Origin of the sequence: Agrobacterium salinitolerans (assembly GCF_002008225.1) — a bacterium.
GTDB classification, from domain to species: Bacteria; Pseudomonadota; Alphaproteobacteria; order Rhizobiales; family Rhizobiaceae; genus Agrobacterium; species Agrobacterium salinitolerans.
Genome location: NZ_MRDH01000006.1, coordinates 368,644 through 390,987, shown reverse-complemented (window position 1 = coordinate 390,987; position 22,344 = coordinate 368,644). Strand labels below are relative to the sequence as shown.

Below are 22,344 nucleotides of genomic sequence, written 5' to 3'. Positions count from 1 at the left end.
CGCCGATCTCCGTTCACAGCGTTCCGACCCGCATGCCGCCATCCATGGGGATCACCGCGGCATTGAGATAATTGGTTTTGCAGGTGGCAAGGAAAGTCACGACTTCCGCCACATCCTCAGGCGTGCCCCAGCGCCCGACCGGCACGATGGAGCGCACCAGACGTTCATCGGCCACCGTGTCGTTGATGCCTTCCTGTTCGAAAGGCTTCGACATGTTGGTCTTGCAGATACCCGGCGCAATCGCCGTGACGCTGATGTTGAACTGGCCAAGCTCCTGCGCCCAGGATTCCGAAGCCTTGATGAGGCCAGCCTTGGAGGCGGCATAAGCAGCCCCGCCCCCTGCCCCCCAGATGCCCGCAATCGATGCGATATTGATGACGCGCCCGTAACGCTGGCGCACCATGGAGCGCGTGAATACGCCGGTGCAGTTGAACGCGCCCGCAAGGTTGACGTCGATGACCTTGCGGGACTGCGTCTGGCTGCGATCATTGACGCAATAGGTGCGGTCGAGAATGCCGGCATTATTGACCAGCACGGTCACCGGCAGTCCCATTTTATCGGCAATAGCGCCCGACGCCTGCTCGACGCTGCCATGGTTCGTCACATCCATGGCGAAAATGCCGAGCCGCTCGGGATTGCCGGCCTCCCGCGCAAGGCGTTGCAGCGCGGCGACGTCGATATCCGTTGCCGCCACAGCATAACCCACCTCCAGCAATGAGAGGGTAATGGCGGCGCCGAAGCCCCCGGAAGCACCTGTCACGACCGCAACTTGCTGGCTCACGCGACTTCCTCGTCCTTGAAGGCGATTTCCATGACCTTGCGCGCATTGACGAGCGCATCGGAAATGCGTTCCTCGAAGAAATGCACATCGTCCTGGTTCATCAGGAGGTTGGAATAGATGCGCGAAAGCGGCGAGAACTGGATGCCGTGGCGCTTGCTCACCTCGCGGATGATAATGTCGCAGAATTTCACCTTGTGCGAATAGCCCTCGGAACGATCCACCGGCTCTTCCCGCGAGTGATAGACCAGCGCCGTCGGCATGCCCTGAATGACGAGCGGCATGCCGGCTGCCTTCGCCGCCCTTGTAAAGACGCCCGAGATCTGCTCGGTGTAGCGGCGCATCCGGTCGTAGCAACCGGGATCCTTTTCAACGATGTCGAAAGTCGCCTTGATCGCAGCGAGACCCAACGGATAACCGTTGAACGTGCCGGCATGGATGACCTTGCCGCGCGTATAGAGGTCCATGATGTCGCGCCGGCCGGCGATGGCGGAAATCGGCATCGAACCGCCGCCGAGCGCCTTGCCGAAGGTGGCGAGATGCGGCGTCACACCGAGAATATCCTGCGCACCGCCGAGGCCGAGGCGCACGCCGGTAATGATCTCGTCGAAGATCAGAACGATATTATTCTCTTCGCACAGTTCCTTCGTCCGCTCCAGATAACCTTCGACCGGGAAGATACCGCCGCCATTGATGCAGATCGGCTCCATCAGCACGGCCGCGATCTCATTACCGTAACGGCGGATGGTGGCTTCCAGCGCATCGATATCGTTCCACGGCAGCATGAAGCTCTGGCTTTCAAGCACACCTTCCGCACGGCCGAGCGTATCGAGCATGTCGCCCTGGTATTTCTCCGGCACGGGAAAATCGAGATTGTCCTTCTTGCGGAAACCCATGACGTTGTCGGCATTACCGTGATAATGGCCATGGAAGCGGATGAAACGGTTCTTGCCGGTAAAACCTCGCGCCAGCCGCAGCGCATTCTGCACCGCCTCCGTGCCGCTGAGGCAAAAGCGCACCATCTCGGCGCAGGGGATGTGCTTGATGATCAACTCCGCCACCTCGATCTCCAGATCGCAGGTATCGACGGACGTGACCTTTTCCATGTAGTGGATCAGCGCCTCATTATAGGCCTCGTTGTGGTGACCGACGAAAAGCGCGCCGAATTTGCAGAACAAATCCAGATGTTCGTTGCCATCCAGATCCCATACGCGGGAATTGCGGCCCTTGTTGAAGGGCACGACGAAGGCGCGCTCGGCATCGCCGAAATTATAGTGGGTGCCGCCCGGCATCAGTTCCCAGAGCCGCTTGTAGAAATCGCGCGAAATCTTCAGCGTCAGCTTGCTGTCTGTATCTGTGATCATGGCTGTGCTTTCTCCAGTTGGGCCGGCTATGCTGCCGGGACGGTTCCGATTGGCAGGGAGGAGTTTGGTGAGGACCGCATGAGGTGCGGCGCGGAATGGCCCGCCCAAGGCCGGTAACGATAAAGCGCTTCCGGCACCGGCATGCCCGCATGTTTAAGGGCGGCAAGCCGCGCCAGATAGGCCGCATTGCGCATCATAAGATCAGCGATTGTGAAGACTGAGCGGCTTTCAACCGCCTCATAGGGGCTGCCGCGCAGCCACTCGTTGATCGCGCCCATGGCCGGGCCGCACCATATCTGGTAGTCGACCGCGCGGGCTTTCGCCCCGGAAATCGCCCAGCGGGAGGATTGGCCGAGATACCACTGGAAGACCAGCGCCATACGTTTCTTCGGATGCGCTTCCGCCGCTTCGAGAATTTTGGGATTGCCGCGCGCCTTGAAAAACTGCCGTGTCTCCTCCCAGACCTGCGGCAGCGATTTCTGGAAAATCACGCTCTCCAGACCGGCGATCTCGGCGGCCGGAATATCTTCGAGGCCGTCATATTGCTTGTAGAGATTATAGAGTTTCTGCGCACGCATGGCATACATGGTGCCCCCCTTCAGCACCTGCACCTTGGAGCCGATCTCGAACATGTCGGCGGATGGCGCCATCGCCACATCGTCCATTTTGGCGCGTCCGAGCAGCGATTTCACCTGTGGCGAGGTGCCTGCCTCGATGCAGGCCTGGTTGATCGAACCGGTGCAGACATAGGCCGCGCCCATGGCGAAAGCGGCGTAAACCGCCTGCGGATTGCCGATACCGCCCGCCGCACCGATACGGACGCGGAACGCCTCGCCGCGGGTTTCGACGATGTCGTCACGCAACGCCGCAATGGAAGGAAAGGCGCAGCTCAGCACGCCATTATCGGTATGGCCGCCGGAATTGGCCTCGACGGTGATATCGTCTGCCATCGGCACCTCGCCCGCCATCTCCGCCTGATCGGCAGATATCAGGCCGTCCTCCACCAGCCTCGCCAATATTTTTTCCGGGGCCGGATGGATGAAATGCTGCGCCACCTCGCGCCGCGAAACCTTGGCGATGATGCGGTGGCGGATGTCGATGCCGTCCTGCCCATTTCGGGCAAGCCCGGACGCACGCCAGTAAACAACGGCCGGCGACAGGTTCATATAGGCTGATGCTTCCACAACCCTGACGCCGTGGCGGATGCACAGGCGCACCACGTCCATCTCCCATTCGGCATCGCCGGGATTGTGAAGAAGATTCACGCCCCAGGGTCCATGTGGGAGAGCCGCGCCGATGCGCGCCAGCGCCGATGCGACACGCTCGCGGCCGAGCCCGCCCGCACCGAGAAAGCCGAGAAGCCCCTGCCGGCCTAGCGCAATCACCATGTCCTCGGAATTGATGCCATTCGCCATTGCGCCGGCGTAATAGGCCATGCGCACGCCGTAATCGTGAAGGAAGGCTGGATCGCCGAGCTGCTGCGGTTCCAGCGCCGGCACCATGCCCTCGCACGCCTGCGCGTCGTTGCATGTCGTTTCAAGCGACAGCCGGTCGCCTGCATTCACCACATAGAGCCGGCGGCCGAGATCGGCGAGAAGCCGGCCGGTCGTCTCGATGGAAGCGGGGCTACCGGCCTGTTTTCGCCATGCCCGCAGAAGCGGTTTGGAATTCATGTGCAGGTTCTCTTTCATGCTGCGGCCACCCATGATGATTGGTCGTTGCGGCGACGGGAAAAACCGGCGCCGAGATTGTCGCAAATGCCGATGACATTGTCCTTGTGGATGATCTCGGCGACGAAAACGAAGGATGCGGCCTCCAGCGTGACGCCATCCTCGCCATAGGCGACGTCGATCGATTTGCAGGTCAGCCGGTAGCGCAGCATATCGCGCTGCGGCTTAACCTCGCCGCGGAACTTGGCGCTGTATTGGTGATCGGTCAGCGTGTGGCCATGGAGGCCGGGAGCCGAATAAAGCCCGAGATAGGCAAGGTAGAATTTGAGGAGCTGTTCGCAGCCTTCCACCAGCAGCGTTCCGGGCAGGCAGGGGTCGTTCTTGAAATGCGCCCTGAAAGCCCAATGGTCGGGATCGATATCGCGCTCGCCCACCACCAAGCCGAGGCCAAACGCCCCGCCTTTCGGGTCGACGGAGACGACCCGGTCGAGCATCCGCGCCATTGGCGTCCAGAGCTTTGGCGGAACGGCGTCGGTTCGATAGTCGGGTCCGAAGCAGCCGACGGGATCGCCAGCGCCCAGCGCCTCGATCTCGGTATTGCCGAAATGCTGTTTCGTGCAGGTGAGAAGCGGCGTGAACGGGTTTCGCACCGGGCCGTCATTCTTGAGGAAAGGCGCTGGATCCACCCCCTTTGACCGTTCCAGATCGCGCGGCAGGAAGAAGCCGGAATTCGCCTCTAGACGGAAGACGGGCCGCTCATCCGCAAGGCACCAATATTCATAGGAGACCAGAATATTGCGGCCGACCTTGAGGAAGGATTTGATATCCACCCGCCCGCGCAGCAATTCGCCGGTGCGCGGCATTTCGCCGTAAACGAAGGTGCGGCTGTCCACCGCCCGATAGCGGAACTCGCCCCTGAAGAGCTGGTCGCAGCCGATGAGCGTGAAGGCGACGATCATCGCATGCGAGGATTCCAGCGCCACGAAAGCCGGAACCTTGTCCTCGCACATGAACCAGGCGTCGTCAGGCAGATCGAGTTCCCATTCGATGCGGCACGGCTCCAGCGCTCCTGCTTTTGCGGTCGTATCGGTGATGCGGGACGCGAACATATAGGGCGGTGACGGCATACGTGTGCGGATCGCGTAGCTATCGGCCAGTGCATAATCCGGCCCGAGCACGCGGCTCACCAAACCGTCCGTCAGCTCGACCAGTTGCGCTTCGTCGAACAGCACGGGGCGCGAAGGCACGACCGTTTCGCTGGCTATCATATGGCGCAGGCGACGATAGAACCCCTGTTCCGTTTGCATGAAGCGCAGATTTGTGCGGGCATTGCGGACCGCCTGCCTCTGCTGCCAGTCCAGCGGCAGGCGTTGGAGGCAGTCGGTAACCGGTTTGGGGAAAGATTCGGCCACCACCGCCGGGGACGGCCGATGCGGCGTCCCGAACCGTGATTTTTGAAAGAGGGCGATATTGGCGGGATCGAGAATGACCTCGGGGATGGTGCGTTCCCGTCCGGTGAAAACCCTGACCAGCAGCGGATCGGCCACCGGCGCCTTCACCGATGGACCCGTGGCATGCGGCCGCGCCGAGGCCGGACTTTCGAGCACGATATGCGCATAGGCCCGGTCGACACCCATGCCGCTGACGGCCGCCAGCTGCCGCCCGTTGGTGGATCGCGGCGACAGGCCGTAATGTAGAGCCAGCGCCGTGTTGATCAGGCTGAGCATGCCGGACGCCGCACCGAGATGTCCGTAATTATTCTTGGAACTTCCAACCGGAACCGACGTGCCATAGACCTTTTCCAGCCCATCCGCCTCGACGCGCGCCTCCGCGTCCTGCGCCATGCTGTAGCGCTCGATATAGCTGATATCCGCAGGTGCGACGCCGGCTTTTTGCAGGCAGGTTTGCGCCGTGCGCGCCACCGCATCCGCCGATGGCTGGAAGGTCACGTCAGGGGTCGTGTCGTGCTGAATTTCGAGCCCGCGCAGGCGCGCATAGGCACGGCCAACCGCCCCGCTCCCGGCCTTTTCCAGCATCAGCACGCCGCAGCCCTCGCCCACCGGCTGGCTGCGATGGGGCGTGGCATAGACCATGTTTTCAAGCCCGCCATCGCAGGCGCTGCTCGCCAGAATGACCGCGTCGACCATATGTTCGGAGAGCATGTAGCGTGCCAGTTGCAGCCCCTTGAAAGCCGAGCTTTCATGCGAGCAGAGTGCGAAGGCCGGACCGTCGAGCCGCAGATGCGCTGCGACACGGCTTGCCGCAATATTGCCGACCCCGCCGGTGATGCCTTCGGGGAAGGGTTCCGGAAACAGGCTGTCCTTGACGATCTCCTGCAGCGCCTGCATCTGCTCGGCGGAAAGCGTAATGCCGCACCGATCGAGGCTATCGCGCAATTGCCAACCGATCTCGTTGCGCGCCTGATAGCGCAGGCAACTATGATCGACATCCCTTGCGACGATCACCGCAATATTGCGTCTCTGCCCGTCGAGCGCGTAACCCGCATCGAGAAAAGCCCGCTCGGCCACTGGCAACAAGAAGGCATGGGCGAGAAGATGATTGCCGATGACCTTGGGCGGCAGCTTGAAATGGCGGCAATCGAAATCGAAGCTCTCGATATAACCGCCCTCCGGCGCTTCATCCATGCCGCCGATGGCGAGAATATCGCGGCGCTGCTCGAGGCCGAGCCAGCGCGTGCGCGGCAGGGGCTGGAACCATTGGCGTCCGGTGGTGATGGTCTCGCGGAAGATTTCCACATTGTCAGTTCCCGGTAGGGCCATGGCGATGCCGACAATATCCAGTTCTGCCGGAGCCACGACCCGCGTGCTCGCGGCGACCGGAACAGCCCCATCGGCAACATGTTCGCGCAGCACCATATGGCCGTTCACACCGCCGAAACCGAAGGCGTTGATGCCGGCGCGGCGTGGTTTTCCCCCCTTTGCCCAGGGGTGGTTTTCCCGCACGATATGGTCGCGGTTGACGAGGCCCTTCGGCGTGGCGACGAGGTTCTCGATATCCAGCGTCGCCGGTATCAGATCATGGCGCATGGCCAGAAGCACTTTCAGAAGGCTCGCCATGCCGGATGCGGTGAGGCTGTGGCCGTTATTGGCCTTGTTTGCGCCAAGAAGCGGCAGCGCGGTTTCGCCGAAGAAACGCTCGATGGTGGAAAGCTCCACCTGATCGCCGGCCGGCGTGCCGGTCGCATGACATTCCAGATAGTCGATGTCGGGCGAAATGCCGGCATAGGCGCGCCGCAGCGCCAGCATCTGCCCATGCGAGTCCGGCAGCAGCATATGTTTGGCGCCGCCATCGTTGGAAACGCCGATCGCCTCGATAACGCCGTAAATCCGGTCTCCGTCACGGAGTGCATCCTCGTAACGTTTCAGCGCCACGATGCCAGCGCCCTCCCCGGCCTTCAGCCCCTGCGAAGCGCGGTCGAAGGGAACGGAACGCCCATCGGACGGAAACGCCTGCAACACGTTGAAGCCGTGGTCGAGATAAATATGATCGGCATGGCAGACCGCGCCGGCCAGCATCATGTCGGCGCTGCCGTCGAGAAGGTAGGAACTCGCGACGCGGATCGCATAAAGCGCCGAGGAGCAGGCCGCATCGATGGCATAGGTCGGGCCGGACAGGCCGAGCGCCAGAGCCGCGATGGTGGCATTGTGGCTGCCGGTCATGAGGTTGAGCCCGGAAAGACCCGAGGCATCCCAATAGGAGGCGAAATTAAAATCCGGCCTGTCGAGCAATTCGCGCAGATAAGGCTCGAGGATGCGATGGTAAAAACCCGACATCAGCCGTTTGCCCGAATGGGTCGGCATGCCGATATTGCCGGCAATCAGGCCGCAGCGCTGCGGCGACGAGCCGCTATCCTCAAGCGCCTGCCGTGCGGCATGCATCGTCCAGTGAAACAGCGGATCGAGCGCGCGAAGCTCATTTGGCGGCAGCCGGTAACCCTCGGCATCGAAACGGAAGTCACGCACATGTCCATTGCGAGTATAGCAGATGTGGTCTGGCGTTCCCGGCTCGGGATGATGATAAAGGGCGGGATCGACGCCCAGTTCGACGGCGGAAAGCGGGGAGGTGCAGTCCCTGCCCTCGACCAGATTGCGCCAGTAACGGTCCGGCGAATCCGCTCCTGGGAAAACGCATCCGAGTCCCGTGATTGCTATCTGTCCCATCGCCATAGTCCTTCGTCAAATTGCGCGCAGAAGAGAGCGTTCCCGGCCTGAACGACCAGAAGCGGAATGTGGAATGAGTCTCTCTGCCTGTTGTTACGGGTGCCCCGGAAAGCCTTCGCTTTTCCGAAGAATTGTTGGGCGGCTATTCAGCCGCCTCGACCTTTTCTTCACGTCCCACCAGCCGCTCGCGCAATTGCCGGGAAATGGTGAACTGGACATCCGACAGCCGGAAATGGAGCTGCCCCACGTCGTCATGCACGGCGATATCCACCAGCAGGCTTGCCTGTGTGAGGGATTTGATCGTCATGGAGAGGAAGAACGGTTCACCGAAACCGAGCGTGGCGAACCGGTCGACACGGCCGATGGCGGAAGGCAATCCGGCATAGTCGCTGCCGAGGATCAACCACAGCCACGGCGCCTGCATGAAGACGTCGCCGATATAGGCGTTGAAGGATGTGGTGCGGAACCGCCCCTGCATCGCTTCTTCCACCGGCGTGAGCTCACAGGCGAGCGTCAGGCCATGGTCGCCGCCATTCAGCACCTCCCGCAGCCCCCGGAAACTTGGACCGTGGAACAGCAGCGGGCCTTCCTGCGGCGTGCCATAGAGCGGATAACCCAGCGGCTCATCATCTTTGCGCAGATCAAAGGAACCGAGGCGCGGGCGAAGGCTCATTTCACGGCTCAGGACCACGGTGCCGATATAGCGGTTGTGACGTTCGGAACCAGACCCGCTGGAAACCGAGATCGTCAGCGCATGCCGGTCGCCGGCAGCCAGGCCATGGGTCGCCACCGCCGGTTCGATCTGCGCTTCCAGAAGGCAGGTTTCCCCGCTATGCAAAGCAACGCCCTTGATAACCTTGAAGCCGAGCAGGGTCTCGAAACGGTAGCCGGGCAACATGTCTTCCGCTAGCTTCACCAGCCAGCTCGCTGCCGCCGTCGCCGGCAGGACGAACCGCCCGTCGACCACATGGTCGGCGAGGAAAGGCGCGGTATCGAGATTGACGACGCGTTCGACAATGCGCGAGGCCGTTATCGTCTTGACTGTGTACGCCACCTTGTAGCTGTCGCCGCCCACCAGGATCTGCGCAGCCTCGCCGGAGCCGAACTCGTCGGCGAAGAACCTGATACCCGTTTCCACCGGAATGATCGCCAGCCCGCGCTCACTATACGCCTTCTTGAGCACGTCATTGACCATGCCGCTATCCCACGGACCCCAGCCGATGCTGCGGACGAAAGCATCGGGATAGTTCGCCTTGAACATATGCGCGAACTTGTTCAGCGCCTCGTTCGCCATGGCGTAGTCGGTTTGCCCGGCATTGCCGAAGAAACCTGAGACGGACGAAAACAGCACCAGATGCCTTATTGCCTCCGGCCGGAGCGCCTGAATGAGGTTTTGCAGGCCGCGCACCTTGGTATCGAAAACCGCAGTGAAATCCTCAGCGGTCTTTTTCTCGATACGCTTGTCGGCCAAAAGGCCAGCGCCATGGATGATGCCAGTAACCTTGCCGAGGGTTTCCTCGACGGCGACGACCGTGCGCTCGACATCATTCGCGTTGGCGATATCGCAGGCGAAATAAGCCGCCTTGCCGCCCAGTTCTTCAATCCTGACCAAGGTCTGGCGGATTTGTGCCGCATGGCGCAGACCAATCAGCATTTTTTCCACTTTTACCGGCGTCGGTTGTTCGCCTTCGGCCTGCATGGCCGCAATCGCCGCCGCCTTGAGGGCCTCATCGCCCTCGATGCCCTCGGCCCATTCGGGCAGCGGCGCATCGATATCCGTGCGTCCCAGCAGGGCGAAACGGACCGGGTGACGTTCGGCCAATGCAATCACGCAATCGGCGGTAATTCCGCGCGCTCCGCCGCTGACGAGCAGCACGCTGTCCGCATTGAGCCCGGTCTCCTGCTGGGTAGTCACCGGTTCGGCGCGGCCTGTCAGGGTCATACGGGATCCTTCAGAACCGCGTCCAACCTCCACCAGCGCTGTCTGCGGGTCTTCCAGCTCCTCGATGATGAGGTCGGCCGCTTCTTCAGCCGTGAGGTCCGGATCAATATCCACCCAGCGGCAAAAGACGTCTTCCCATTCGACGGCGAGCGATTTCGCCAATCCGCCGACACTCGCGCCGGCCGCGTTGAAGAGGCCCCTGCCCGCCGTTCCCAGCCCACCGTCATATTGGCTGACGGCGAAGAAGGTGCTGCGCCCCTCTGCATGCGTCAGTCGCGGTTGCAGGACGCCGGCCATGGTGAATAGCGTCTCGGCGGCGTCATAACCGACCTCGGCAAAGACTTCACCGAGCGATGCCGCTCCAGTTGCAGGTTGCAGATGGATGAAGCCGCCAATCGGACCTTCTGCCTGTTCGATTTCGGCGATCAAAGTCTCGATGGCCGCTTTGCCTCGGTCCTGGAGACTGTAATCTCTCACACCCTCCACGGCCGTTCCGGCAGCTTGCTGCTTTGCGGTTCTTTTGCCCTTTGCCGGTTTTGCCGGCGCGGACAATTGAATACGGGTGACTTTCTGCCCCTGCCCCATCAGGCGCGCGGCCAATATCTCGCTCAATCCCTTGCCGTCATCGACGATAAGCCAGATGCGGCCGGCGGCGAGCGCCAGCGGCATTCTGTCCGGCCGCGAAAGGTCCTGACGCACCACAAGGTGACGATAGACGACAGGGGCGGCGATAACCGGCTGAGCAAGAGGCGCGAATGCATCCCGCTCAGCCAAAGCTTTTTTTGGTTGGGAGTCCTCCTCGTCGCCCGTGCCGGAGAGCTTCGTGGATGTCACCACACCGAGACGCTGGAGGGTCACGACGGAAGCACCGACCGCGGCAGACGCGCTGGCGGGGGCGGCAGGCTTCGGCGTTTCCATAACGGCGGTCACGGGTGACACGCCTTTGATATCGGCCAGCAATTCGCCGATGGTGCGCAGGAAGAACTGCGTCATCTTGGCGATATTGCTCATGGTTTCGATATCGAAATTCTCGTCGTTGCGGTTCTTGTCCGCGTCGTCCAGAAGCCGCGTGCCATTCGACAGACGGTCGAACATCGCGCCGAAAATTTCCAGACGTTTGATGGAGTCGATACCGAGATCGGCCTCCAAATCCATCTGGTCGCCGATCATATCGATCGGATAGCCCGTGCGCTCGCTGACGATTTCCGTCAATTCACGCACCAGCCGCTCCTCGGTGATCCCTTCAAGCATCGCAATTCTCGCCTGATCCTCGGGGCTGAGAGTCCGAGCCGCCACCGCTAACGGCGTTACGACTTCTGCGGCGGGTGTGACGGCGGGCGACGAGCCTTTGATGCCGGCGAGCAATTCTTCGACCGTGCGCAGGAAGAACTGCGTCATCTTGGCGATATTGCTCATGGTTTCGATATCGAAATTCTCGTCGTTGCGGTTCTTGTCCGCGTCGTCCAGAAGCCGCGTGCCATTCGACAGACGGTCGAACATCGCGCCGAAAATTTCCAGACGTTTGATGGAGTCGATACCGAGATCGGCCTCCAAATCCATCTGGTCGCCGATCATGTCGACCGGATATCCCGTGCGCTCGCTGACGATTTCCGTTAATTCGCGGATCAGCCGCTCTTCGGTTATGGCTTCAAGGACTGCGATTCGCGACTGATCCTCGGCGCTGAGAAACGGAGCCTGCGCAGCCACCGGCATTGACTGAGGAACGGACATTGTCGGCACAACCGGTTTCGGAGCGACAATGGCCGTAACCGGGGCAGCGGACGGCTGCGTAGCCGACACAATGGCGGGCTTTGTCTCCGTCTGCGGCGCGGGCGCCAAACTCTGATGATGCGGCAATGCCAGCGGTTCCGCCGGATTCGGCATCTCCAGCGTGTTCGGCAAAAGGGCCGGCACAGGCGCACGGCTGCGGACCGCCTCGCCGCTCATCAGCGACATCTGGTTGTCGAAATATCGCTCATGGTTGGAATGGTAGAGTTCCTGATTGCGCTCGAGCAATTGCAGGCTGCGGGCCAGACTTGCGGTCATGCTCTCCATCTGCGGATGGCCATGAAACTTCTCCAGCAGGCTGTGCTGCTTGCTGACCAGAGACCCCAGCATGTCGATATAGTCTTTCTGGTTGATCTGGAACTGCTGGTGAAGCTGGCTGAGCAAATTCTGGCTTTCGATCTGCCTGTCCATCTGGTCCGGCTTCGGAATATTCTCGGATTGGCGCGTCATTGTTATCTCGATCCTGTCAGTGGCATGGGAGGGCTGAGTGGAGGAGGACAAATTGGGGGAGACGGGTTCTGCAACCAGTGCGGGAGCGTTCTGTACGGGCTGAGGCGCGGTTTGGGGCGGCGGATAAACGGACGGTTCGGTCCCGCCTCGGGCCGTGCGCTCGGCGAGGAATTTCTCCACCACGCGCGTATCGTGGCGCAACGCATGTTCACGTCGCTTGCGGTTCTTCTCGGTTAGGTAAAAACCGCCCTGAAGGGTAAAGCTGGAAGCCTGCCTGGACGGCCGCTCCTCCGGCGAACGCTTGCGGGCGTAAGGGTCAGCCGCGGAAAGGGGCACGCCCTCCACCACCAGCTTCGCCAGCGCCCTGCGCAATTGCACTGATTCTTCGCCATTGGCGCTTGGATTGAGCGAAACCATCGCATGCGGCTTGCCCTTTAGAATGTCGGCGGTCAGTTTGCCGAGAATGCCCTTGGGACCGATCTCGACGAACAGATAACCGCCATCGGCGTAGAGCCGCTCGATCATTTCGCGAAAACGCACCGGCTGTACGAGCTGCCGCACCAGCGCATCGCGATAATGCGCGGGGTCATCGCCGTAGGGTTCGGCCGTCACGCTCGAATAAAGCGCGCAGCGCGGTCTTGTGAATTCGACGCCGGCAATACCTTCCCGGTAGGGATCGGCCGCATGGCTGACATAGGACGTGTGGAAGGCTGTCGAAACGGGCAGGGTCTGGCTGCGGCGGCCACGCTGCGAAAGCCAGGCATGAGCGCGCGCAATGGCTTCCGTGGAACCGCCGAAAACAAGCTGTTCCGGTGCATTGTCATTGGCGATCACGATATCCGGGACGGCGGCAAGCAATTCTCCTGCCTCCTCTTGACGCATCTGCGCGGCGAGCATCGCACCCGGATCGGCAAGGCCGCTCGGCATCTCGACGGCGCGGCCGCGCGCTATCGAGGCACGGTGAAAATCCGCATCCGAAAGCACGCCCGCCGCCCAGAGCGCGGTCAACTCGCCATAGCTGTGCCCGGCGACAAAATCAGGCGCAAAGCCGAGACGTCGCAGCAGCCGGAAGTAGCCGGCGCTCACCGCACCGATGGCCGGTTGCGCATTGGCGGTGCGGGTCAGCTCGCGGGCCTGCGCGAGAGTTTCCTCATCGGAAAAGGCCGGCTGCGGGTAAATGACAGCCGACAAAGGCGGAAAGCCGGCATCGAGCGCCACGGCATCGGCCTCTTCCACCGCCTGACGCAGCTCAGGATAATCAAGGGTCACGCCCGCGCCCATATTGACATATTGCGCGCCCTGCCCCGGGAAAAGCGCAACGATACGGCCTGCAACCGGCGCCGCCTCGGGCCGGTAATAGATGCCAGCCGGATGTTCGAACGCCTTGTCAGGCCCGGATTGCAGCAGGGGCACGGCCTGCGCCAGAAGTTCATGCGCTTCTTCCGGCGTCGCTGCCGCGAAAGCGAGACGGGCGGAGGATGGCTCAGGGGCGAGCCTGCCGCCATCCGCCAGATGGGCTTCGAAAAAGGCAGCCTTCGCCTCCCCGGAAAGCTGCGAAAGAGCGTCTAGGCACGTCGCCGCCAGCAAGGCGGGTGTCGGCGCATGAAACGCCAGAACCTGCGCCGACCGGCTCAGCCTATAGGCCTCTTCGCGCGTTTCCGCTTCGTATTCTTCCAGAATGACGTGGAAATTGGTGCCGCCGAAACCGAAGGCGCTGAGCGCCCCGCGCCGCAATTCGCCGCCCGGCGGGCGCATCCACGGCCGCGCCAACGTATTGATGTAGAACGGCCGGGTCAGAGCCTCTGTCGGTTCCTCCACATTGATCGTCGGCGGCAGAACCTTGTGATAAAGGCCGAGCGCCACTTTCATCATCGCCACCGCGCCGGCCGCGCAACGCGTATGGCCGATCTGCGATTTGATGCTGCCGATGGCGATGGAATGGCTCCCATCGATACCCTGCTCCTCGGACAGCCTGAGGAGGCTCTTGATCTCGGTCTCGTCGCCGGATTCCGTGCCGGTGCCATGCGCCTCGATCAACTGAATGTCGGCCAGCGTCAATCCCGCCTGGGCATAGGCGCGCTTCAGCGCCTTTACCTGACCTTCCGAACGCGGCGCGAAAATGCTCTTGGCGCGGCCGTCACTGGAAGCGCCGAGCGCCCGGATCACCGCATAGATGCGGTCGCCGTCACGCTCGGCGTCCGAAAGCCGCTTCAGCACCAGATAACCAACGCCATCGCCCAGCATCATGCCGTCCGATTTCTTGTCGAAGGGCCGCGAGCGGTTGCTTTTCGATAAAGCCGGCGTTTTGCTGAAGCACAGGAAAGAGAAAATCGAATTTTCGAGATTGACGCCGCCGGTCAGAACGGCGTCGCAGCTGCCATCCGTCAATTCACCGATAGCGGCCTTGATGGCGGCGAGACTGCTCGCGCAGGCGGCGTCGACCATGTAGGACGTGCCGCCGAGATCGAAATAGCTGGCGATGCGGCCACAGGCCACATTGCCGAGAAAGCCGGGAAAACTATCCTCGTTCCATTCCAGCGACAGGCCCTGCAATCGCTCGACCGTGTCTTCCGCCACCTCCGCGGACAAACCGCTATTGAGGAGGATATTACGCAGGAACGGGATTTGCTGACGCACCGCCAGTGAAAACGCCGTATTGCCGTTGCCGGAGCCGCCCAGAATGACGCCGATCCGGTCGCGGTCGACCTTGTCGGCCCCCGGCCCCAGGAGACCAGCATCCGCCATGGCCTGTTTAGCAACATGCAGCGCGAAAAGCTGCGCCGTGCTGATCGATTGCAGCATCAGCGGCGGCAACTTGAAACCGACCGGATCGAAATTGATCGGTGGCACAAAGCCGGCCTTGCGGCCATAGACTTTGTCGGCAGCGCGTGGATCGGGATCGTAATAATCCTCCGGTTTCCAATATTCCACCGGATCGACCGTTTCGACGTCGCGGATCGCGTCGTGACCGTTCACGATATTGGACCAGAAATCATAAAGATCGGCCGCATCGGGAAAATGGCTGGCCATGCCGACGATCGCGATATCCAGAGGGGGCGGTGTAGGTGTGTGGTTCTGCAGCATCACAATAATAGTCCTTCCCTGGGGACGGAAAGCAAAGCTCCCGTCAGAGACAAGAAAATCAGGATGTAATTCGAAATAATCGCGTCTTATCGCGTAATTAGGCGAAATCAATACTCCGATATCGGAATATTTATTAAGTATATTCGTAAGTTAATTTCGAACTTAAGTGTCTGATACCGTATAAAACACATATTCATTCAATTGAAAAGCATTAATATACTTTACGTTGAAATTTCATAATTCAGACATCTTTGGTTGAGTTGGTGAAAACTAGCTGTCAAAATCCACGCATCAACGATCGGATTTCTCATAGATACAAGCGAGCCAGCCGCCGCATGTCGGCGGCTGCCGGAGACATAAAATGAAAACCGCAGTCCGGTTTTCCAGGACTATTCGGTACGGGCCTATGCCCCAGCCGTTGCCGGCGTCGCACATTGGCCGGTTTCATCCGCTGCTTTGGAATATCGCCGTGCCGATAGGAAGCGGCCGACGATCAGATGCATCATCTCAGCTTCTTTAAGTGGCTGGAAATCGGGATCGACCGCCAGACGCGAGAAAACACCGTCTATCAACGCCGCGATCCAGGTGGCGGCCCGCTCGGCGTCGAGGTTGGTGTCGATCTGTCCCCGTTCCATTCCCTTGCGCACGAGATTGGCGATGCCCGCGCGAATTTCCTGATCTGCGGTGCGTACAAGCGCATGAATGGCTGGGTTGCGAATGGCTTCGGAAGCGATTTCCAGCACCAGCCGGGCATAGGTCGGATCGGTCGCAAGCTCCAGCGAGGCGTCGACGAAACCCAAAATCGCACCGAACTGATCGTCCGCCGCGCCGAGTTCGGCAAAATAGTCAGCGGTTTCCCGACGTTCTTCGGCAACGATCGTTTCAATGATCGCTTCCTTGCTGTCGAAATAGTGGAAGAGATTGCCGGAGCTCATGCCAACCGCCGCGCAAATCTGCGCCGTGGTGGTCTGGTGAAAGCCGTTTTGCGCGAAGCAGGTAATGGCGGCTTCAAGAATCTGCTGCCGCTTGGCTTCATGCTTGGCTGGATCCAGCTTGCGGGCCATGATTGCTCCCATAAATTAATTGAGCGCTTAGTCCATTAATTATATCGCGGCCCCTTGTCAACCCGCTCTTACCCGTAAGAGGTGAATGGAGGGCGGAGGAGCACCCGCCCCGACCGAATTTCGGTTGCCAGCGGCATCAGGCGGTCAATTCAAAGCGTTCGCATTCGCGCAAAAAAGGCAGTTTCGTCCGGGTTTCATCCAGCAATTGACGGGAGAGCCGCTGCTGATGCACGGTTGCGTTCACATTGGCGTGAAAACATGTCTCACCCAGGGGGTCGATGACCATGCTGTCGCCGTCATAGGAGAGATCATTGCCGTCGATACCGATGCGGTTGACGCCGACGACATAGGACTGGTTTTCGATGGCCCGGGCCGGCAGCAGCGTTTTCCAGTGGGAGGCCCGCCGGGCGGGCCAGCTCGCTATATAGATCGCAGCATCATATTGGCCGCGATTGCGCGACCAGACCGGGAAGCGCAGATCGAAACAGATGAAAGGCGCGATGCTCCAGCCCTTTAGCTCGATCAACTGCTGCGCCTGCCCCGGCGTATAATGCTCGTGCTCGCCTGCATAGGTGAATAGATGCCGCTTGTCGTAATGAATGAGCGTGCCGTCGGGACGCGCCCAGATCAGCCGATTGAAATAACGGCCGTCTTCGGCAATCGCCACGCTGCCGACGATATCCGCGTCATGCCGGCGTGCGGTTTCCAGCAACCAATTTACTGCCTGCCCGTCCATGGGTTCCGCCACGGCCTTCGGGTTCATGCTGAAACCTGTGGTGAACATCTCCGGCAGGACGATCAGATCCGTCGTCTCGATCTCATTGAGATGCCGGTCGAACTGCTGCAAATTCCGCTCGATGTTTTCCCAGGCCAGATCGGCCTGCACAAGCGTTACGCGAAGATCCCTGTCACTCATCTATATCTCCCTGAAATATGGGTTTAACGACAAACAAGCCAGGTGCGGACAAAACCGCCCGCCACCGAAAAGCGTATGGAAAAACGGCGTCCCGCCGGAAGTGAGCGATGTAGCGGGCGCGTCAGTTCCAGCCGCAGTTCATCGCGACCGGGTTTTTCGAAAAGACGCGCCGCCTGGAAATCGAAATGGCGTCCAACCACCGGATAAAGCGCCTTGAACAGCGTCTCCTTGGCGGAAAACACCAGAAAAGGCAGTATGCTTGCGTCACATTCTTCCAGTTCGGCAATCAGCCTACGCTCCAGCGGTGCCAGGGCGCGCTTCAGGATGATCTCCGTTACCGCCCCTGGCTCAATCTTTTCTATATCGACACCGACCCTGACATCGTGCTCCTGCGTTACCATGCACACGCAGATGCCGTGGGAATGGCTGATCGAGCCGCTTATGCCTGAAGGCCATACCGGCTCGCGCCTGTTGCCGATGCCGATCGGCTGAGGGTCATGCCCGAAAAGCGTGAGCGCCGCCTGCCCCAGAAAACGGCCCGCGAGAAACTCCGCCTGCCGCTTGGGAACCGCTTCCGCCAGCAGTTTCGGCATCGCCACGTCCAGCCGGTCGAACAGGGCCATCCGGTAGAATGGCAGGTGATATTGCACCTCGAGCGCGATGACGTCTTCCGATCCGGTATCAAGAAAAACCGGGCCGGACAGAAACCCCTCGGATCGCCCGGCGGCGGCGATATGCTCGTGTATGGCGGTCGCCGTCAGGCCTGAGACCGGAGCGTCTGTCATCTTCCGTGCCCCTGCGCAGTTTCAGCCTCGCCAGCGGCTATCCGGCGCTCCGCCGCTGCCCGGTCTGCGGCGGTCACGGAGGTGAGACGTTGCAGCCTGCGGCTGAGCCAGCCGCGCAGATCGTCCATATAGGTGAAGACGACGGGCACGAAGACGAGGCTCAGCAGGGTGGACGTAATGAGGCCGCCGATCACGGCAATCGCCATGGGCGCGCGGAAACCGGCATCCGCCCCCACCCCCAGCGCTGCCGGCATCATGCCAGCAACCATGGCAAGCGTGGTCATGATGATCGGACGGGCGCGCTCGACGCCGGATTCCACCAGCGCCCGTTGGCGGCTGAGCCCGCCCTTGCGCTTCTCGATGGCGAATTCCACCAGCAGAATGGAGTTCTTGGTGACAATGCCCATCAGCATCAGCAAGCCGATGACCGCCGGCAGATCGAGCGCGCCGCCATAAAGCAGCAGACCGACAATTGCGCCGCCCACCGAAAGCGGCAATGCCACGAGGATGGTGATCGGCTGAAGAAAATCCTTGAAGAGAACGATCAGCACGGCCAGCACCATCATGAGGCCGAACAGCATGGCGGCGCTGAAACTCTGGAACATCTCACCGATATATTCGGCATCGCCATATTGCACCTGCCGCACGCCGGCCGGAAGCGAGGTCACGGCGTCGAGCGCATTGATGCGCTCCAGCGCGACGCCAAGCGGAATGCCCGCGAGATCGGCGCTGACGGTCACCCGGCGCATGCGGTCGAAGCGGTTGAGCTGCCCCGGGCCTTCCGAGACCGAAAGATCGGCCACCGATAACAGCGGCAGGCTGCCATTCGCCACCGACACCCTGAGCATGCCGAGCGTATCGAGGTTGCTCTGCGCGCGCCGGTCGATCATCACGCGGATCGGCACCTGCCGGTCGCCGATATTGAACTTGGCGGAATTGGCGTCCGTATCGCCAGTCGTGGCAATACGCGTGACGGCGGCGATGGATTGCGTGGAAACGCCAAGCCGAGCCGCCTCGTCAAAACGCGGCCTGACCTGCAATTCCGCCCGCGGCAGGGGTTCGGCGGTCTGCACATTGGCAATTCCCTCGATGCCGCGCATGCCGGTTTCCACGGCAAGAGCCGCAGTGGCCAGCTTCTCCGGCTCGTCGCCGACGAGGATGACGGAAATATCGCGCGCCGCATTTTCATTCTGGAAAGCGAAGCGGATATTGGGTGTGCGAGCAATCAGGTCTGCTGCACCAAGCTCGAACTGACGCTGGGAAAGCGTACGCTCGGAGGCCGGCACGAGATTGACCAGCAGGGAGGCGCGGGCAACGTCGGGGCCGTCATCCGTCCTGCCGATGGAGGCGAAGACGCTTTTAACCTCCGGCATTTCCCGGAGCGCCGTCGTTATCGACTGCACGGCACTGTCGGTATCGCGCAGCGTCGAATCCGGCGGCAGCTCGATCAGAATACGCGACAGGCTGCGGTCGTCGCTCGGCAGGAAGCCTGAGGGCAGAAGCGGCACCAGCAGAAAGGAACCGACGAGCACCAGAACGCCGATGCCGCAGGTTTTCAGCCGATGGCGAAGCGCAAGTTCCAGAAGCGCTACGTAACCCCGGCCCATGCGGGACTTCGGCGCACCGCGTTCTTCGTGCTTCACCGCCTTCGGTACGAGAATATAGGCGGCCATCAGCGGCGTCACGAGACGCGCCACCAGCATGCTGGCGAGCACGGCAACCGACACGGTCAGGCCGAACTGCTTGAAATATTGGCCAATGACGCCGCCGATGAAGCTGACCGGCAGAAACACCGCGACGATGGTGGCGGTGATGGCGAGAACCGCAAAACCGATCTGATCGGCCGCATCGATGGATGCCTGAAACGGCCGCTTGCCCATATGCAGATGCCGGTCGATATTTTCCACCTCAACAATCGCATCATCCACGAGAATGCCGATCACCAACGTCAGCGCCAGGAGGGTGATGCTGTTGAGAGTGAAATCGAACCACAACATCACCGTGAAGGTGGGCAGGATCGAAAGCGGCATGGCCACGGCCGCAATCAGCGTCGCCCGCCAGTCGCGCAGGAAGAGGAAGACAACGACGACGGTCAGCGCAGCACCTTCGATCAGTGTCTCCATGGCAACCTGATAACTCGCCCGGGTATAATCGACGGTCGAAAGCACCCGGTCGATCTCGACGCCGGGATAGATGGCGACCAACCGGGCAATCGTGGCATTGACGACGTCTTCGACTGCCGTGTCGCTCGACCCCTTGGCGCGGAACACCGAAAAGCCGACCACCTGCTCACCGTCGAGGCGTGACAGTTCACGCGGCTCAGCCGCGCCATCCGTCACCTTTCCGAGCGTGGCGAGCGTCGTCCATTGGCCGTTCGGCAGGCTGATCGGCCGCTCCGCCAGCTCGCCGGCGCTGATCGCGCCGCCGACGGCGCGGATCGACTGTTCCTTCTCGTTGAGCCGGCTTCTGCCGCCGGGCACATTGGTGTTGAAGGCCTGAACCTGATTGTTGATATCCTCGGCATTGATGCCGAAAGCGGTGAGTTGGTCTGGATCGAGCTGGACGGTAATTTCACGGCTGACGCCGCCAATGCGCTGCACCCGCTGCACGCCCTTGGTCGTCAGCAATTCGCGGCCGATGGCCTCGTCAACGAACCAGGAGAGATCGACGGGCGACATTTGCGGGGCGCGAACCGCAAAATAAAGGATCGCGCCACCCTCGACATCGAGGCTGGCGATTGTCGGTTCCTCGATATCGCGCGGCATTTCGGAGCGGATCTGCGAGACGGCCTGACGCACATCGTTGGTGGCGCGGGCCGTATCGATGCCGAGCTGGAATTCCACCGTCGTGGTGGAAAGGCCGTCGCCGATGGTCGACTGGATATGCCTTATGCCGGCAAGGCCCGAAATCGCACCTTCGACCCGCCGCGTGACCTGCGTTTCAAGCTCAGCCGGGGCCGCGCCCGCCTGAACGATGGAGACCGTGACAATCGGAAAATCGACGCGCGGATTGGCGTTGACCGGCAGCTTCATGAAGGACTGGATGCCGATAAGCGTCAGAAGCAGGAAAAGAACGATGGTGGGGATGGGACGGCGGATGGCCCATGAGGAAATATTGGTCATCGGCGCCCCTCCTCTTTCTGTGCAATTTCGCTGATGCCGACGATCTCATCGCCGTCGCGCAGGAAGGCGCTGGCGCTTTCCACGACGCGCTCGCCCGCGCTCAACCCTTCAAGGATTTCAACGACGCCGTTCTGCGCCTGCCCCACACGAACGGCGCGGCGCGCCACCTTGTTCTCACCATCGACCACCACAAGCTGGGCCGCACCTTCGCGGCGCAGCCGCAATGCTGCTTCAGGAACGGAGACGAGGAAGCGGCGCTCGCCGAGATCGACCTTGCCGCGCGCGAAGGCACCTGCCCTCAGATCGGCGGCCGGTTGAACGGCGATGCGCACGATGCCGAGACGGCTTTGTGTGTTGACCGCCGGTTCGACGACCCGGATGGTCCCCTGAATGGCGCGGCCGACGCCATTGACCGCGATCGCTACGGATTGGCCGGTCTGCAGGGACGGCAGCACCCGTTCCGGCGCTTCGGCCAGAAACTCCAGTTCGCCATCCTGCAACAGGCGAAACAGCGGCTCCGTACCATCGGGCATCGCGCCGATACGGGCATGGCGCTGTGTGATGAGGCCGGGTTTCGGCGAAAGAATCTCGGTCCGCTCCAGCTCGAGAAGGTGCTGGGTCAGTTGCGCCTGTGCACCCGCCAGTTCGGCACGGGCGCCCTCGATCTTTGCCTGCGCCATGGCCGCGGCGGCGCGGCGCTGGCCAAGCTGTTCCTTGCTGACGCTGGAGCCGGAAAGCCCTTCGGCGCGGCGCAGATTCTCGCTCGCCTCTATCTCAGCCGCCTCGGCCTCGGCAAGTGCGGCGCGGGCGCGGGCGACGGTTGCTTCTGTCTGCTCAACCTGGGCCGCGAGTGTCTTGCTTTCCAGCCGCGCCAGCAATTGCCCGGCCGCAACCGTATCGCCGACATCGACGAAAACCTCGACGATGCGCTGGCCAGTGACGGCCGTACCGATGGAAATATCGTTGCGGGCGGCGAGAAGCCCGGCAACATCCTGCCCGGCGTTGAAACCATAAGGCGCTGCGGTGACGACGGACACATGCGGCCGTACCTTGACGGGCGTCATGGTCTGACTCACGGCGGGCGCCTCCTCAACCGGCGATATCAGCCAGGTAGCACCGCCTGCAAGTCCAATGGCTAGCAGCGTCCACCAGAGCAGGCGTCTGGAAGGCCGTCGTCCTGTCGTTTCTCCGAGCAATGGC

The 22,344-nt window shown here is 61.4% G+C and carries 10 protein-coding genes; all 10 read right to left on the bottom strand.

What is annotated here, in order from left to right; translation table 11 throughout:
* Positions 1-13 precede the first annotated feature (13 nt).
* The 10 genes from BS627_RS05935 to BS627_RS05890 all read right to left on the bottom strand — a co-directional run bounded on the left by BS627_RS05935 (position 14) and on the right by BS627_RS05890 (position 22,220).
* Positions 14-781, bottom strand: coding sequence for an SDR family NAD(P)-dependent oxidoreductase (locus tag BS627_RS05935; protein ID WP_077982306.1), 768 nt, complete (start codon positions 779-781; stop codon positions 14-16).
* Entirely contained in the window at positions 778-2,142 is a 1,365-nt protein-coding gene (locus tag BS627_RS05930) for an aspartate aminotransferase family protein (protein WP_077982305.1), read from the bottom strand. The genes BS627_RS05935 and BS627_RS05930 overlap by 4 nt, the downstream gene beginning before the upstream one ends.
* 26 nt (positions 2,143-2,168) lie before the next feature.
* Positions 2,169-3,815: a PfaD family polyunsaturated fatty acid/polyketide biosynthesis protein gene (locus BS627_RS05925; RefSeq protein ID WP_077982927.1), complete on the bottom strand. Its 1,647-nt coding sequence runs from the start codon at positions 3,813-3,815 to the stop codon at positions 2,169-2,171.
* A gap of 14 nt (positions 3,816-3,829) precedes the next feature.
* On the bottom strand, positions 3,830-7,993 hold the full coding sequence (locus BS627_RS05920) for a hotdog fold thioesterase (RefSeq protein ID WP_077982304.1): 4,164 nt from the start codon (positions 7,991-7,993) through the stop codon (positions 3,830-3,832).
* 142 nt (positions 7,994-8,135) lie between these two features.
* Positions 8,136-15,257, bottom strand: coding sequence for a type I polyketide synthase (locus BS627_RS05915; protein ID WP_077982303.1), 7,122 nt, complete (start codon positions 15,255-15,257; stop codon positions 8,136-8,138).
* Between the two features lie 404 nt (positions 15,258-15,661).
* Complete coding sequence (locus BS627_RS05910) at positions 15,662-16,321, bottom strand: TetR/AcrR family transcriptional regulator (RefSeq protein WP_077982926.1); 660 nt, start codon at positions 16,319-16,321, stop codon at positions 15,662-15,664.
* Between the two features lie 136 nt (positions 16,322-16,457).
* Positions 16,458-17,237, bottom strand: a complete 780-nt coding sequence (locus tag BS627_RS05905; RefSeq protein WP_077982302.1) for an amidohydrolase — start codon at positions 17,235-17,237, stop codon at positions 16,458-16,460.
* 23 nt (positions 17,238-17,260) lie between these two features.
* Positions 17,261-18,022 carry a 4'-phosphopantetheinyl transferase family protein gene (locus BS627_RS05900; protein ID WP_077982301.1) on the bottom strand — a complete coding sequence of 254 codons (762 nt, stop codon included), beginning with the start codon at positions 18,020-18,022 and terminating at the stop codon, positions 17,261-17,263.
* Entirely contained in the window at positions 18,019-21,144 is a 3,126-nt protein-coding gene (locus tag BS627_RS05895; RefSeq protein WP_077982300.1) for an efflux RND transporter permease subunit, read from the bottom strand. The genes BS627_RS05900 and BS627_RS05895 overlap by 4 nt, the downstream gene beginning before the upstream one ends.
* The gene (locus BS627_RS05890) at positions 21,141-22,220 is read right to left on the bottom strand and encodes an efflux RND transporter periplasmic adaptor subunit (RefSeq protein WP_165691143.1); all 1,080 of its coding nucleotides are present in this window, start codon (positions 22,218-22,220) and stop codon (positions 21,141-21,143) included. The genes BS627_RS05895 and BS627_RS05890 overlap by 4 nt, the downstream gene beginning before the upstream one ends.
* Positions 22,221-22,344: the final 124 nt, after the last annotated feature.